Below are 14,414 nucleotides of genomic sequence, written 5' to 3'. Positions count from 1 at the left end.
TTCATAAATAAGGAACGTTACTTTCTGCCTAACCTCACCTGATACCATCGAACCAATTGGAAAAATTTTGACTAACTCCCTATCTTTCGCTTGGAAAATGATGCTAAAATAATGATGTGTGTAAAAATTTTCAAAGAAATGGAGAAAAAGGCCATGGATTGGTATCTTAAAGTTTTAAAGAATTATGTAGGCTTCAGTGGGCGCGCAAGACGCACAGAGTATTGGATGTTTACCTTGTTCAGTGTAATCATTTCTTTGGTACTCATGCTCATCGAATACCTCGTCGGCTTGCCGCAATCTTTGTCTTCGCTGTACTCACTGGCTGTTTTGCTCCCTAGTTTGGGAGTAAGCGTTCGTCGCCTGCACGATGTTGGCAAAAGTGGCTGGTGGCTCCTGCTCGGGTTGATTCCGCTTATCGGAGCCATTATTTTGCTCGTATTCTTCTGCCAAGACAGTGAATCCGACAACAATTACGGTCCAAACCCGAAAGCAGAAGGAAGAGCATTGGTTTAATGCAAAAAGCCTCTCCTCAACTTGCGGGAGAGGCCCTTCTTTTTTCCTCTGCTGATCACGCTTCTTCCCAGAACCGCCGCAGATTGTCCATGCCAATCCGCGAGCCTTCGCGACAATCCTCCATGCCCTCGAACTCCACTGTGATGTAACCGTCGTAGCCAGACTGCTTCACCAGCTTGACCACCTCGCGAATATTGATATCCCCTTGACCGACGATGGCACCGCGCAAGAAATTGCCGTTGACCGTCTTGAACCACTTGCCTGCTCCCGGGTCCTGGTAGTACGGACGGAAGTAAAAGTCTTTGAAATGCACCAGTGACGCATACGGAAGATTTTTCTTCACGCCCACCAATGAAGCTTCGTCGACGCACATGAAGTTGCCGACATCGAGTGTCGTCTTGAAATTCGGACGGTTGACCGCCTGCACGACGCGTTGTACGCGATCGCTGGCCTGTACGAGCCACCCGTGATTTTCAATCGTCGTCGTAATTCCGAATTGCGCCGCATAATCAGCGATTTGCCGGCTGCCTTCAACCATCGCGTCCAGATGGCTTTCAAAATAAGCAATCGTCGTCTGCTCAACAGGTACGGTAAACGTGGAGACATCGTGGCGCATGTGGCGAATCCCCATGCGATCCAGCAAATCTACGTGCGTTTTCAAACGCGCGACCTCTGCGTCAAACGCTTCCTGGCTGTCGTGAATGAAGTTGGCTGGCATCGAATAGTTGGACAGCTCGATCTCCAGTGCTTTCGCCTTGTCTCGTACGGCATCCGCCAGCTCGTAATTGTCCACCAGCGTAAATCCGTACGGCACGATCTCCATATGCTCGCCGCCGTTGTCGGCAATCCATTGCACAACATCCAGCACATCCATTTCCCCAGCGCGAATCGCAGTCAACAAACTGTACGTGCTCAATCCGATTTTCATTTGTTCTCCACCTCATCATTTTTGGTATGTGCTCTCATTTTTGAAAAGTAAGCTAGGCAAGCAATGCTCGGTCGATGAAAACGGTTTGCTGCAATCGGTTGGATTCGTAAGCGGCTTTGACCACTTCCAAAGTCCGCAGCCCATCCAGCCCTGAAATGGACGGCGCCCGTTTTTCCTTGACCGCTTGTACAAAATCGGCAATCAGCCGCGCGTCCATATCCACAGCCCACGGAAGCTGATTCAGCTTTCCTGCCTGGTCGTTGTAGTGGAGCAAGTGCTGACGGAAGACGTCTACTTCGACCGTTCCTTGCGTGCCCACGATCCGCATCGTCACATCGCCCCACGTGGGGAATGTTTTGGGACGCGACCAGCTTGGATCGATCCCGACGATCACGCCGGATTCCAATACCAGTGAAACCATGCCGCAGTCTTCTACCGCCAACTGATGGAACCGCGTATCCAGCTCGGCGTAGACGCTTTTCACCTCATCCGCAAGCATCCAGCGTACGAGATCCATCAGGTGGACGATATGGTCGGTTGCCGCCCCGCCGCCTGACTGCTCTTCTTCCACAAACCAGCCGCCCGGCATCTGCCCGTGATTCGTGCTGTTGATAGCGAGAATTTCCCCGAGCGCTCCCGATTGCACCAGCTCTTTTACACGCTCGATCGCGGGCGCAAAGCGAACCGGATACGCCACTTGCAGAATCACCGCTTCCGCTGCGCACACCCGAATCATTTCCTCGGCATCCGGGACGGTCGTTGCGATCGGCTTCTCGCATAACACATGCTTTTTGGCTTTGGCGCAGGCGAGCACGTGCGCTTTGTGTCTCGCGTTTTCCGAGCAGACTACGACTGCTTCGATCGGAGACTGCAAAAACGCGGTCAGATCGCGGTAATATTTTGCTCCATAAGCAGCGGCCATCGCTTCACCGCGAACGGGATCGTCGTCCCAAATCGCGTGCAGCTCCGCATCTGGATGATTTCGCAGGTGTGCGGCATAGCTTTGCGCGTGCATATGAGCAAAGCTCAATATTCCTACCTTCATTGGGCAACCTCTCCTTTTGCCAGACTGACAGGCTTTCCGGCCTTCGCTGACTCGCTGGCTGCCTGAGCGATTTCTTTTGCCAGCAACCAATCGCGTACGGTCATGCCAGCAGCCGCTTCGCCTAAAAGGGGTCGGACGAGCTGCTCCCGCTGCTTCTGTAAAGGATCAATCCCGGCGTGACTTCCTTGTTCCATCTGACCTGCAACCGCCTGTCGGTCCGTGCCACCCCTGCTCCAGCGGATCGGCAAACTGTCGCGGCTGTCGTGCAGCAGCATCCCGGCGTCACCCGTCAGCTCGAAAAACGTGTGCTCGGACGATTCAGCCTGAGACAGCTCCACCTGTGCGATCGCACCATCACGCATCCTCAGGATGATTAGCGCATACTGGAGCAGCTTCCCTGTTGCCACCTCGCGCACCACCTTGTTTGCCTGCACGCGCTCCACCTCGCCGAACGTCCAGCGCAGCCAGTCAAACTCGCGCATGCCCAGACTGGAAAAGATGCAGCCATCCGCGCTTGCATGGGTTCCTCGCCGCAGCCGTAATACGCCTGGCTTGCCAATTGCCCCGCTTACAACCTGTTCACGCGCCTGCGCGTACTCCGGCGAAAAACGCAAAGAGTCCGTCAAGTACATCACGCAGCCATTTTGCTCGCACAAGTCTGCTGCCGCCACAAGCTGCTGATCGGACATCCCGGCGTGCTCGTCCAGGAGTATGTTTACGCCTGACTGAGCGGCATGCGTGACCCATGCTCCTTCCACTGTTCCGGCAAATTCCACAAGCTCCACTGTTTCCTCCGCCAATAAACAACGCAGCTCCTGCAAGCTTTGCGCATGGCCAGCCACCTCTACTCCGTGAATTTGCGACCAGCTTGCCTGCCGCTCTTTCGCAGAGTCATCGGCACCGGCCACTGCTACCTTCACCATGACGCCAGACCTCCTTTTCCCCTGATCCGCTAAAGCGAAAATTGGAACACATCCTGCAACAAAATGGCGGCTGCCCCTACGACCTCGACATCCTCTCCAAGCGAATTTGGCCGGATTTCCAACTCTTCTGTCAATATGCCGTGGGCGTACTCGCACACGTATTCGCGCACCTTTTCGATCAACAGCCCGTTTTCAAAAGCGATCTCGCCGCCCAAAATAATGACCTCCGGATTGAACAAATGAATCAGATTCACCATGCCAGCAGCCAAATAAGATGCCGTTTCCTCCAGGATGCTGACAGCGAGCGCGTCTTTTTCAGCCAATGCTTGCCGGAACATTTTCGCGTTGATTTCGTTGAGGTCATCGTGGGCCAGCGCCATGATGCTGCTCGCTTTCCCTTTGGCGAGAGCGGAAAGCAGCTTCGAGTAGATCGCGGGCCAGCTGACGTAATTTTCCAGGCAGCCGATGTTGCCGCAATCGCAGCGCATGCCTGCCCGATCAATCGTCGTATGCCCAAACTCTCCGGCGCCGCCTTTGTAGCCGCGATAAATCGCTCCGTCCATCAACAAGCTCGCGCCCAGCCCGTCGCCAATCGTCACGTACAGCATGTTTTGATAGTGCCGGAAATGTCCGAGAGTCTTTTCCGCGAGCAAATAAGCATTCGTATCATTGTCCACCCACGTGTCTACCCCGAACCGCTGCTCAACCATTTCCTTCACAGGAGCGTCCCGCAATCGCAGCTTTGGATTGTAGCGAATCACGCCCTTTGCCGAGTCCACGATTCCTTGCGTCACAATCGAGATGCCCATGCAGTTGTCCAGGCTGCCTGCCTGGGACAAAAACCGCTCTATGACGTCCATTAAAAATGCCAGCACGCTGTCGCCTTGATTCAGCTTGATCGGATAAGCTTCCTTTTTCCTGATCCGCGCCTCCAAATTCATCTGGGCAATCGTCAGCTTGGAGCCGGAAATCGAGATTCCGATCAAAAAGCGGCTGTCCGGCGAAAACTGAACCAAAATCGGCTTTCTTCCCCCGTTCGATTCACCGACTCCACCCTCGCTCACCAAAGCGTCGCGGATCAGCTCGCTGACAGCCGAAGTGACCGTTGTCGGGCTTAGCTTGTTCCGCTTCGCGATTTCACTTCGGGAAATGGGGCCGTATTGACGGATGGTGTCCAAAATAATCGATCGATTCAACTCCTGGATCAGCTTCAAGTCGCCCGTCCTTCGCTTGACTCCATCCCTTTTATTCATCGCTATCTCCCCTGCCGCGCATGCCGCTCACAGATGGCACGCGACCAGATGATCGTCTTCGGCCGCCTTTCGCAAATCTGGCGGAGTTGTCCGGCAAATCTCCATCGCGTATGGACAGCGCGTATGAAACAGACAGCCGGACGGCGGATTGACCGGGCTTGGCACATCCCCTTGCAAAATGATGCGCTCCCGCTTGGCACGCGGATCGGGGATCGGCACGGAAGACAGCAACGCTTTCGTGTACGGGTGCTGCGGGTTGGCAAAAAGCGTTTCTTTGGGCGCGGACTCCACGAGGCTGCCCAAATACATCACGCCGATTTTGTCGCTAATATGCTCCACGACACTCAGGTCGTGCGAAATGAACAAATACGTCAGTTGGAACTCTTCCTGCAAATCTTTCAGCAGATTGAGGATTTGCGACTGAATGGACACGTCCAGCGCAGATACAGGCTCATCCGCCACGATCAGCTTCGGTTTCAGGATGAGGGCGCGGGCAATCCCGATGCGCTGGCGCTGCCCCCCGCTGAACTCATGGGCGAACTTTTCCGCGTGGTAGCTGTTCAAACCGACGACTTCCAGCATCTCGGCGACAGTCCGCTCCCGTTCCTTGACAGACAGCTTCGAATGAATGATCAGCGGCTCCGCCACGACATCGCGGATTTTCATCCGTGGGTTCAGTGACGCGTACGGGTCTTGAAACACCATTTGCACTTGCTTGCGCACCTCGCGCAGCTTCGTCTCGTTCATTTGCGAAATCTCTTCGCCGTTGATCCAGATTTTGCCCTCATCCGGGGTCAACAGCCGCGTAACCAGCCGCCCTGTCGTCGACTTGCCGCAGCCGCTTTCGCCGACGAGGCTGAACGTCTCGCCCTCCTGAATTTCAAAAGAAACGCGGTTGACCGCCTTCACGCTTTTCTTGCTGGAGAACAGGCCGCTGTCAATCGGAAACGTCTTTTTGATCCCGTCTACCACAACCAGTGGCTTACGCATTCGCCCCCCTCCCTTCCTCGTCGTAGAGCCAGCAGCGGCAAAAGCGGTTCTCGCCCACGCCGGCAATCGCAGGCTCCTGCTCCCAGCAGATCGACATAGCCTCCTTGCAGCGCGGGGCAAATTTGCAGCCTTTGGGCATGTTGTTCGGAGTCGGTACGTTGCCTGGAACGGAATCCAGCCTGTCGCGCTTTTGTCCGATTTTCGGCACAGAGCCAATCAACCCTTTTGTGTATGGATGCTTTGGCTCGTCAAACAGGTCGTAAACGGACGCTTCCTCCACTACCCGTCCGGCGTACATGACGACGACGCGATTGCACATCTCCGCCACCACGCCCAGATCGTGCGTAATCAACAGCATCGACATATGCTCATCGGCCTGGAGCTGCTTCATGACGTCCAAAATTTGCGCCTGGATCGTCACGTCGAGCGCCGTCGTCGGCTCGTCGGCAATCAGCAGGTTGGGACGGCAGGACATCGCCATCGCGATCATGATGCGCTGCCGCATCCCCCCTGACAACTGGTGCGGATACTCTGCCAAAATTTCTTTGGGGCGGGGAATCCCTACTTTGGTCAGCATGCTGACTGCGTGCTCCCGCGCCAGCTTATCCGAATAGCCGAGGTGCAGCCGGATCGCTTCTGCCAGCTGCTCGCCGATTTTCATCACCGGATTGAGCGAAGTCATCGGCTCCTGAAAAATCATCGAGATTTCTTTTCCGCGAATTTGCCGCATGTCGTTCTCTGACATGGACAACAGGTTGGTGCCGTTATAAACAATCTCGCCTTGGGTGATTTCGCCCGTCGTATCCTTGAACAAACGCATGATCGAAAGCGAAGTCACGCTTTTGCCGCAGCCCGATTCTCCGACCAGACCGAGCACTTCGCCCTTTTTTATATGAAAGCTGACGTTGTCGAGTACGACCGTCTTGCGGTCATCCCTCGTGAACTGTGTTTGCAGATGCTTAACCTCGATGATGTTTTCACTCATCTGCCCCAACTCCCTCGTTTAGTTCTTCGTTTTCGGGTCCAGAATGTCACGCAGGCCATCCCCTACCAGGTTGAACGCCAGCACAGACAGGAAAATCGCCAGACCGGGAATCATCACCACGTGGGGAGAAGTCGCGAGGTAATCGCGGCCCATGCTGAGCATCGCTCCCCAGTCGGGACTTTCCGGCTTTGCGCCCAGACCGAGAAAACTGAGACTGGAAGCTGCCAGGATAGACGTGCCGATCCTGAGCGAAAAGAAGACGATCATGCTGGATACCGTCTCCGGAAAAATGTGGCGAAAAATGATCCGGCTGCTTTTGGCCCCCATGGAGCGCGCCGCTTCCACAAAGACGGCTTCTTTGGCTGCCAGCGTATTGCCGCGAATCAGCCGGGCAAAAGACGGTATGCTGAACACAGCCACGGCCACCACGACGTTTGTCAAACCGGGGCCGAGAATCGCGACGATGGCAATAGCCAGGAGCAAGTCAGGAAAAGCGAACATGACATCGCTGCCGCGCATGATCAGCCGATCGATCCAGCCGCCATAGTAGCCGCTGCACAAGCCCAAAATCGTCCCGATGACAGCCCCGACAAACACAGAGGTAAAGCTGACGCCGAGCGAAAGGCCCGCCCCGACAATAATCCGGCTCAAAATATCGCGCCCGTACTCATCCGTTCCCGCCCAGTGCGCCAGGGAAGGCGTCTGGAGCGTTGCATCGTAGTTTGGCTCGTACGGATCGTAAGGAGCGATCACTGGTCCGAAAATCGCGACCAGCACTAAAAACAGGATAAAAAATCCGGCCCAGAACGCCGTCTTTTGCTTTTTCCACTTTTTCCAAAACTCGCGCGCCCTGGAGCTTTGCTTGTCCAGCGTGACAACAGTCGTCTGGCCGACTTCATTTACTACCTCCATTTCCTTCGCTCCCTTCGCTTAGCTTTCATAACGGATTTTCGGATTGAGCGCCTTGTACAGGATGTCTACCAGCAAGTTCACGAGGATAAACTCCAGCGAGAACAGCAAGATGACAGCCTGCACAACCGGATAGTCGCGAAAAGCGATGGAATCGACCAGTAGCCGCCCCATGCCCGGAATGCTGAACACCGTCTCGACCACGACCGAACCGCCCAACAAAAATCCGAATTGCAAGCCAGCAATCGTCACGACGGGAATCATCGAGTTTTTCAGCGCATGCTTGCGAACGACGACCGACTCCTTCAAGCCTTTCGCCCGACCTGTACGGATAAAATCTTCTTTCAATGTTTCAAGGAGAGACGAGCGGGTAAACCGGGCCAGCATCGACATGATTCCCGCCCCCAGCGTAAGCGAAGGGAGAACGTAGCTTTTCCAGCCATCCACTCCCCCGGTCGGAAACCAGCCGAGCGTGACGGAAAAAATTTGTATGAGAATGAGCCCCAGCCAGAAGCCGGGCAAGGAAATGCCGGAAATCGCGGTCAGCATTCCGACGTAGTCCGGCCATTTGTTGCGAAAGACTGCGGAGACGGTTCCGATGAGCAGCCCCAGAACGAGCGCCCAGCCCAGGCTCATAAATGTCAAATTCATCGTGATGGAAAAGCGGTTGGCGAACATGTCGCTGATCGGCAGACCTGTTTTCAAGGAATGGCCCAGGTTGCCCGTGAGCAAGTTCTGCATATAGGTGGCGTACTGGGAAAGGAGCGGCTTGTCCAGCCCAAGCTCCTGACGGACGCGGGTGATCTCTTCCAGCGTAGCGTCTTTTCCAGCCGCCAGACGCACAGGGTCGCCCGGCACGAGATGGATGAAGAAGAAAATCAAGAGAGACACGACGAAAATGATCGGGATGATCTCCATGAGCCTTTTTACGATGTAACGGAACATTGAGCGGTTCCTCCTAATGGATGGGAAAGCCACGCGGCATGCAGCGTCATGGCATTCCTTCTCCCCAAGACTTTTCTTGCAACCAGGACGTAATAGGAAAGCAGCGTTGGGCTGTGAGCAGCGACCCAACGCTGCCAGAAAAACCTTATTGGAATGCCGCTTCCCTCACATAGATGCCGCCGCTTGGCGTGATGTAGACGCCGTTTACGTTGGCGCGTTTGCCGTACAAAATCTCGTCGACAGCCAGGAAGATCCATGGCGCATCTTTGAATACATTTTCCTGAACGGCTCCGTACAGCTCTTTTTGCTTGTTCTGGTCAGACGATTGGGTCGCTTCCTTGATGCTCTTGTCTACGATGTCACTCTTGTAAAAAGCGGTGTTCGCTCCTGCTGGCGGGAAGTTTTCGCTGCTGAACAGAGAGCGCATCGCGTTGTCCGGATCAGCGGAAGACCAGCTTACGTACCACATGTTCATCTTCGCTTCTTCCGGAGACTTGATGCCGTAGATTTCATCCGAGAGCGTCGCTTCCTCCATCGACTTCACCTCGACGGTTACGCCGATTTTTTGCAGCTGTTGCTGAATGAATTGCATGCCTTTCATCGTATCGGAGTTCGTGTTGCCCCAGATTTCCGTGGTGAAGCCATTTTCGTAGCCTGCTTCCTTGAGCAGTTGCTTCGCCTTTTCGATGTTGTACTCATAAACATTCTGCTTGGCGTAATGCGCAATCGTCGGCGACATGATCGATTCGAGCTGCGTGCCGTACCCGGCTTTGACGACTTTGATGAACGCGTCCTTGTCGACGGCGTAGTTGATGGCTTGACGTACACGCAAATCATCGAACGGCTTTTTCAGCATGTTGATCGAAACGTAACGGGTGATCGTGGAAGGCGTGCGCTCTACCTTGACGCCCTCTGCTCCGCCCAGCGTCTCCGCTTGCTGTTCAGGCAACGGATAGATGACGTCTGCTTCGCCCGTTTTCAGCATCGCTACGCGCGAGCCGTTTTCCGGTACGGGCTTGTAGACGATTTTTCCTACTTTGGCTGCACCTTTGTTCCAGTGATCCTGGTTCAGTTCGACGGTCAGATGGTCGCCCTGCACCCATTCCACAAATTTGTAAGGGCCGGTCCCGACCGGATTTTTGGAAATTTCCTTGCCGTACTTCTCCAACGCTGCCGGGCTGATGATCCCTGTCGTGAACTTGTTGATCATCGCGGAAAATGGCTGGTTCAGCGTCACTTTTACCGTGTAGTCGTCCACCACTTCTGTGCTCTTGATGTATTTGTAGTTGCGGTAAGCCCGCAGGTTGTTGTCTTGGTTGCTCATGCGGTCAAAGTTGATTTTGACAGCTTGCGCATTGAACGGCGTCCCGTCATGGAACTTGACGTTTTGACGAAGCTTGAACGTATACTCGGTGGAATCTTCGTTCACCGAATATTCAGTCGACAAACCCGGTATAAGCTTCAAGTCTTTGTCGTAAATCAGGAGTCCTTCAAACATGGCCGACTGCACACCGCTGGACAAGGCGTCTCCGGTGTTTTGCGGGTCCATCGTGATGAAGTTTTCGTTTACGGCGATCACCATCTGATCTTTCTGCGGTGCTCCCGTACTCGCCCCTGAGTCGGGCGACGATGCTGCCGGAGTCCCTCCCCCTCCTGAACTGGAACATCCAAAAAGTAATGCCACTGAAAAAAGTAAGACAGATGCTGCTCGCAAATACGCTGCTTTTTTCATTTCCCTTTTCCCCCTTACAAGGTTCTCCTTATGGTAGCAATCTGGATGTCCGTCATTGGGTACAGCATGGATGCGGTTTCACGATTTACGGCGTGAAAACGACTTCGCGGCCGGTCTGTGCCGACTCGTAAATGCCGCAGAGAATTTTCATCATCTCTACGCCGTGCGCAACTGGGCTGAGCGTCTCTTTTTCGCCCAAAATGTATGCGATAAAATGATCGATTTCATTTTGAAAGCCTTGCTTGAAGTCAAAAGACAGCTTATCCATTTGCGGAGTGACATTGAGGATGGTGTTGTGTTTTTCCGCAATGATGGACAGCTCCGGCTCTACCTCTGCTCCGCCCTTGTCGCCGTACAGCTTGACGGACAGCTCTTCTTTTTTGGCGTGCAGCGTGTAGCTCACATCGACGAACAGGGACGCGCCGTTTTCAAAGCGGATCAAGGCGTTCGCCATGTCTTCCACCGTGTTTTTGCCGGGATCGTAGTCGGCCGCCTTGTAAAAAGACAAATGCTTGACGTTGGCCCGGTTGCCGAGCTTGTTGTATGTATTGCCGCTCACGGTCGCAACTTTTGGGCAGCCCATCATGTACCAGCACAGATCAATTACGTGGACACCGAGGTCAATCAGCGGCCCGCCGCCCGATCTTTCCTTGTCCGCGAACCAGCCGCCGGGATTGCCCAATCGGCGCAGGCAAGACGCTTTGGCGTAATAAATCTCGCCCAAATCTCCTGCATCGATGAACTGTTTGAGCAGTTGAGCGTTCGTATCGTATCTTCTGACGAAGCCCACCTGGAGCAGCTTGCCGCTTCGTTTGACCGCTTCTTCAATTCGCAAAGCAGATTCAACCGAGGTGCTGAGCGGCTTTTCCAGCAGTACGTGCTTGCCAGCGTCCAGCGCAGAGATGGCGAGGTCTGCGTGTGTGTTGTTCCAGGTGCAGATGCTTACTGCGTCGATTTGCGGATCGGCGAGCGCTGCCTCGATGTTGCTGTAGTAAGTCGCTGCCTGGTACTTTTCCGCTTTTTCCTTGGCGCGCGCTTCGTTGAAGTCGACAACCGCGTGAAGCTGCACGCGTTCATTTTGCTGATACGATTGCAAATGCATGTCCGAAATGGAGCCTGCCCCGATCACCGCAACCTTTACTTTTTCCATGCGGATGTATGCCTCCTTGCGTTAGCAAATTGCTAATTTATTTTTTCAGTGGAGTTATTAATTGAATGATACGAAATAATCTTAATTTTGGCAATACATATTCTGCTAGTAAGCAGGAAGTTTTCCCGCGGACTGTTTCTCTGCAAACAACAGACCTGCTGCCCCGATTGCTCCAGCCTGAATCCCGACTTGCTGCCGCTCGATTCGCACCTGCCGCGCCATGGACTGGATGCTCCGCTCCCTGACGCTGCGCTTGACCTCCCGGAGCAAAATATCCGAAGCGTTCATCACGCCGCCGCCAAAAACAACCACTTCCGGATTGAACAAATGAATCAGACTGGTCGTGCCGATCCCCAGACAATACCCGGCACGCTCGATAATCTCCACGCTGTAGCGATCTCCCGCCAGCGCCGCTTCCCCGATTTCTTTTGCCGTCGGAAAAGCGCCCGCCGCAAGTGAACCGCCTGTCCACTCGCGTTGCTCCTGCTCCAGTTGGTGTTTGACCAGATGTTCGAGCGCCGTACCGGAGGCATACAGTTCGAGACAGCCCCGATTGCCGCAGCTGCACAACGGACCGTTCCAATCGATCGAGATGTGTCCGAACTCCCCGGCGCTGCCGTCTTTCCCCTGCACCAGTTGGCCGTCACTGATGATCCCTGCACCAACGCCTGTGCTGACTGTGACGTAAATCATGTTTTGCGCGCCCCGGCCCGCTCCCCACATCCACTCCGCTACTGCCGCGGCGTTGGCGTCATTGATAAGCTGCGCCGGAAGAGCGAATTTGTCTTCGATCAGCTTGCCGATCGGAACGTGCTCCCAACCGAGATTGCCGGCGAAAATGACCTCCGCAGCCTTGCTGTCGATGACTCCCGCGGAAGCTACGCCGACTCCGCGCACCTTTTGCCTCTCGACATTCGCTGTTCCAAGCACGCCGTCGATCGCCGCCAACACTCTGTCGATCACGGCCCGCTCGCCGTCTTGCGAGGAAGTGGGCAGCACTGTGCTGTTGATCATTTGCCCGCTCTTGTGCACCAAGCCCGCCAATATTTTCGTCCCGCCCAAATCAAGCCCAACCGCATACTCGTCCTGTTCCACGCGAGTCCACTCCTTTTTGTTGCTGCGTCTGTTGCAAGATGATTGCTGGCACTTTATTATTTTCTCCATTGGCTTTATAAAGTTACTCACCTCTAGTTGTATCACAAGCGAAAAAGAAAATAAAGGATTCGCACTTTTTAAAATATTTTTTTGTGCGCAAAAAAACCCTTCCTGCCAGACCGCAGAAAGGGCTTCCTTCGTTGCTGTTTACTTGAACCAGCCTTTTTCCTTGAAGTGCATGATCGCTTCAATCCGGTTGCTCACGCCGAGCTTGTCGAGAATCACGGAAATGTAGTTGCGCACCGTTCCCGTCGTAATGAACAGCTGGCTGGCGATTTCCTTCGTGTTTTTGCCGTCCGCAATCAGCAAAAGCACTTCCTTTTCCCGCTCTGTCAGCGGGTTTTCCTGCCCATACGCTTCATCGACCAGTTCCGGGGCATAAATTCGTCTGCCCGCCATGACGCTGCGGATCGAGCTTGCCAGCTCTTCGCTGGGGCTGTCCTTGAGCAAATAGCCGTTCGCTCCCGCCTTCAAGGCGCGCTCGAAGTATCCCGGACGGGCAAAGGTCGTCAAAATCATCACTTTGCAGCCGCTGCCCTTCAGCTCCTCAGCAGCGTCCAAACCGCTTTTCACAGGCATTTCGATATCCATGATGCAAATATCCGGCTTATGCAGGTGGACGAGCTTGACGGCATCCTCACCGTTGCTCGCCCTGCCGACGACCTGCATATCCTCTTCCAGATCGAGCAGAGAAGCCAGAGCACCAAGCAGCATGCGCTGATCCTCTGCAATGACGATGCGAATCATGCTCACGCCTCCTTTTCCGGTTGTTTGAAGCTGTTGGGCACCCGCAGTACGACTTGTGTCCCGGCCTCCGATGATAAAATGTCCATGCTGCCGTTCACAAATTCCAGCCGCTCACGCATCCCGCGCAGTCCGTTTCCGCGGCAAGCCGCTTGCTCCACCATCCCGCTGCCGTTGTCCGCCACACGCACAATCAGATCCGTACGAGACGGCTCGATGGTGATGGAACACCGGCTGGCGTTGCTGTGCTTGATAACATTTGTCACAGCTTCCTTCAAACACATACTGAGCACCGTTTCCGTCATCAAGGACGTATTGTTCAAATCCGGGTCGCCTTCCAGCGCAAACTCGATTTCAGCTGCCTTGAGAATTTGCCTGATCCGAAACATTTCCTCGGTCAGCCGCGTCCCGCGCATTTGCGTAACCATTTCCCGCACTTCTTTCAACGCAATTCGCGCCGTCTGCCTGATTTCCTCCAGCTCAGTCTGTGCCCGAGCCGGATTTTTGTAGATCAGCTTGCTGGCGAGATCGCTTTTCAGCCCGATCAAAGACAGCTTTTGTCCCAGCGTATCGTGCAAGTCGCGGGCAATCCGCTGGCGTTCCTCCAGCTTGACCAGTTCGGAAATCCGCTTGTTGGCGTGATTCAGCTCGCCTTGCAGCTTCTCCCGCTTGTTCCAGTTGTACGTGGTCACTGGCAGCAAAATGACAGCGATCAGGCTGACGAGCACAAACGGAAGCTGGTTGAAAAGCTGCGCATTTTTCGAAAGGAAGCCCATGTTGATCGTCGCAAAGGTGCTGATCAGATGGATCGTATACAGCGTGATGAACCCGATCTTGTTCTGGATGTTCCCGATGAAAAAGGCCAGGAACAGCGCGAAGTAGACGTAGCCGAACATGACGGTCATCGCGATCGAGATCACGATCTGCAAACTGGTCCAAAAGTAGATCAGCCACCCTTTGGAGAGAAACGACAGGACGTAGCAGACGAAAAACAAAAGAATCATCACGATTCCGCTTGCGACCTCGTACGTAGACGACGAGCGGAAAATGAAGTAAAACGGCAGGATGTAGAAGACAACCCACACATAAGGGCTAAGGCCCGTGTTTTTTTGCAGAATGTGATACCACTTTTGCATGTATGC

14 protein-coding genes are annotated in these 14,414 nt (G+C 54.3%); 1 reads left to right on the top strand and 13 read right to left on the bottom strand.

From position 1 onward, the window contains the following. Positions 1-153: 153 nt before the first annotated feature. Positions 154-513, top strand: a complete 360-nt coding sequence (locus NST23_RS04150) for a DUF805 domain-containing protein (RefSeq protein WP_122966369.1) — start codon at positions 154-156, stop codon at positions 511-513. A 55-nt stretch (positions 514-568) separates the two neighbouring features. Here the strand turns inward: NST23_RS04150 and NST23_RS04145 are convergent, their stop codons facing one another. The 13 genes from NST23_RS04145 to NST23_RS04085 all read right to left on the bottom strand — a co-directional run bounded on the left by NST23_RS04145 (position 569) and on the right by NST23_RS04085 (position 14,408). Next, on the bottom strand, positions 569-1,441 hold the full coding sequence (locus NST23_RS04145; RefSeq protein ID WP_340963183.1) for a sugar phosphate isomerase/epimerase family protein: 873 nt from the start codon (positions 1,439-1,441) through the stop codon (positions 569-571). A gap of 52 nt (positions 1,442-1,493) precedes the next feature. Next, the gene (locus NST23_RS04140) at positions 1,494-2,486 is read right to left on the bottom strand and encodes a Gfo/Idh/MocA family protein (protein ID WP_340963181.1); all 993 of its coding nucleotides are present in this window, start codon (positions 2,484-2,486) and stop codon (positions 1,494-1,496) included. Beyond that, positions 2,483-3,409, bottom strand: coding sequence for a Gfo/Idh/MocA family protein (locus NST23_RS04135; protein ID WP_340963179.1), 927 nt, complete (start codon positions 3,407-3,409; stop codon positions 2,483-2,485). Before NST23_RS04135 ends, NST23_RS04140 begins: the two co-directional genes overlap by 4 nt. Positions 3,410-3,438: 29 nt before the next feature. Next, entirely contained in the window at positions 3,439-4,662 is a 1,224-nt protein-coding gene (locus NST23_RS04130) for an ROK family transcriptional regulator (RefSeq protein WP_340963176.1), read from the bottom strand. A gap of 27 nt (positions 4,663-4,689) precedes the next feature. After that, positions 4,690-5,652: an ABC transporter ATP-binding protein gene (locus NST23_RS04125; RefSeq protein ID WP_340963174.1), complete on the bottom strand. Its 963-nt coding sequence runs from the start codon at positions 5,650-5,652 to the stop codon at positions 4,690-4,692. Next, entirely contained in the window at positions 5,645-6,637 is a 993-nt protein-coding gene (locus NST23_RS04120) for an ABC transporter ATP-binding protein (protein WP_281869600.1), read from the bottom strand. Before NST23_RS04120 ends, NST23_RS04125 begins: the two co-directional genes overlap by 8 nt. 18 nt (positions 6,638-6,655) lie before the next feature. Next, positions 6,656-7,549: an ABC transporter permease subunit gene (locus NST23_RS04115; RefSeq protein WP_063230612.1), complete on the bottom strand. Its 894-nt coding sequence runs from the start codon at positions 7,547-7,549 to the stop codon at positions 6,656-6,658. An 18-nt stretch (positions 7,550-7,567) separates the two neighbouring features. Further along, positions 7,568-8,491 carry a nickel ABC transporter permease gene (gene nikB / locus NST23_RS04110; protein WP_281869601.1) on the bottom strand — a complete coding sequence of 308 codons (924 nt, stop codon included), beginning with the start codon at positions 8,489-8,491 and terminating at the stop codon, positions 7,568-7,570. 145 nt (positions 8,492-8,636) lie between these two features. Then, the gene (locus NST23_RS04105; protein WP_281869602.1) at positions 8,637-10,223 is read right to left on the bottom strand and encodes a glutathione ABC transporter substrate-binding protein; all 1,587 of its coding nucleotides are present in this window, start codon (positions 10,221-10,223) and stop codon (positions 8,637-8,639) included. 85 nt (positions 10,224-10,308) lie between these two features. Next, on the bottom strand, positions 10,309-11,373 hold the full coding sequence (locus tag NST23_RS04100; protein ID WP_340963171.1) for a Gfo/Idh/MocA family protein: 1,065 nt from the start codon (positions 11,371-11,373) through the stop codon (positions 10,309-10,311). Between the two features lie 105 nt (positions 11,374-11,478). Continuing rightward, positions 11,479-12,468 (bottom strand): ROK family protein, encoded by a 990-nt coding sequence (locus NST23_RS04095; protein ID WP_173597149.1) that lies wholly within the window; start codon positions 12,466-12,468, stop codon positions 11,479-11,481. Positions 12,469-12,675: 207 nt separating this feature from the next. After that, positions 12,676-13,275, bottom strand: coding sequence for a response regulator transcription factor (locus NST23_RS04090; RefSeq protein ID WP_063230618.1), 600 nt, complete (start codon positions 13,273-13,275; stop codon positions 12,676-12,678). A gap of 2 nt (positions 13,276-13,277) precedes the next feature. Continuing rightward, positions 13,278-14,408: a sensor histidine kinase gene (locus NST23_RS04085; RefSeq protein WP_122966317.1), complete on the bottom strand. Its 1,131-nt coding sequence runs from the start codon at positions 14,406-14,408 to the stop codon at positions 13,278-13,280. Between the last annotated feature and the right edge of the window lie 6 nt (positions 14,409-14,414).

This window comes from Brevibacillus sp. FSL K6-0770 (assembly GCF_038000275.1).
In the GTDB taxonomy this organism is placed as follows: Bacteria; Bacillota; Bacilli; order Brevibacillales; family Brevibacillaceae; genus Brevibacillus; species Brevibacillus parabrevis.
This window is presented reverse-complemented; position numbering and strand designations above follow the sequence as displayed.

Excerpts from the sequence above, each read along its gene's own strand:
- NST23_RS04100 (WP_340963171.1), bottom strand. The coding sequence starts at position 11,373 with ATGGAAAAAGTAAAGGTTGCGGTGATCGGGGCAGGCTCCATTTCGGAC.
- NST23_RS04105 (WP_281869602.1), bottom strand. The coding sequence starts at position 10,223 with ATGAAAAAAGCAGCGTATTTGCGAGCAGCATCTGTCTTACTTTTTTCA.
- NST23_RS04085 (WP_122966317.1), bottom strand. The coding sequence starts at position 14,408 with ATGCAAAAGTGGTATCACATTCTGCAAAAAAACACGGGCCTTAGCCCT.
- NST23_RS04090 (WP_063230618.1), bottom strand. The coding sequence starts at position 13,275 with ATGATTCGCATCGTCATTGCAGAGGATCAGCGCATGCTGCTTGGTGCT.
- NST23_RS04125 (WP_340963174.1), bottom strand. The coding sequence starts at position 5,652 with ATGCGTAAGCCACTGGTTGTGGTAGACGGGATCAAAAAGACGTTTCCG.
- NST23_RS04130 (WP_340963176.1), bottom strand. The coding sequence starts at position 4,662 with ATGAATAAAAGGGATGGAGTCAAGCGAAGGACGGGCGACTTGAAGCTG.
- NST23_RS04145 (WP_340963183.1), bottom strand. The coding sequence starts at position 1,441 with ATGAAAATCGGATTGAGCACGTACAGTTTGTTGACTGCGATTCGCGCT.
- NST23_RS04135 (WP_340963179.1), bottom strand. The coding sequence starts at position 3,409 with ATGGTGAAGGTAGCAGTGGCCGGTGCCGATGACTCTGCGAAAGAGCGG.
- NST23_RS04150 (WP_122966369.1), top strand. The coding sequence starts at position 154 with ATGGATTGGTATCTTAAAGTTTTAAAGAATTATGTAGGCTTCAGTGGG.
- NST23_RS04120 (WP_281869600.1), bottom strand. The coding sequence starts at position 6,637 with ATGAGTGAAAACATCATCGAGGTTAAGCATCTGCAAACACAGTTCACG.
- NST23_RS04115 (WP_063230612.1), bottom strand. The coding sequence starts at position 7,549 with ATGGAGGTAGTAAATGAAGTCGGCCAGACGACTGTTGTCACGCTGGAC.
- NST23_RS04140 (WP_340963181.1), bottom strand. The coding sequence starts at position 2,486 with ATGAAGGTAGGAATATTGAGCTTTGCTCATATGCACGCGCAAAGCTAT.
- nikB (WP_281869601.1), bottom strand. The coding sequence starts at position 8,491 with ATGTTCCGTTACATCGTAAAAAGGCTCATGGAGATCATCCCGATCATT.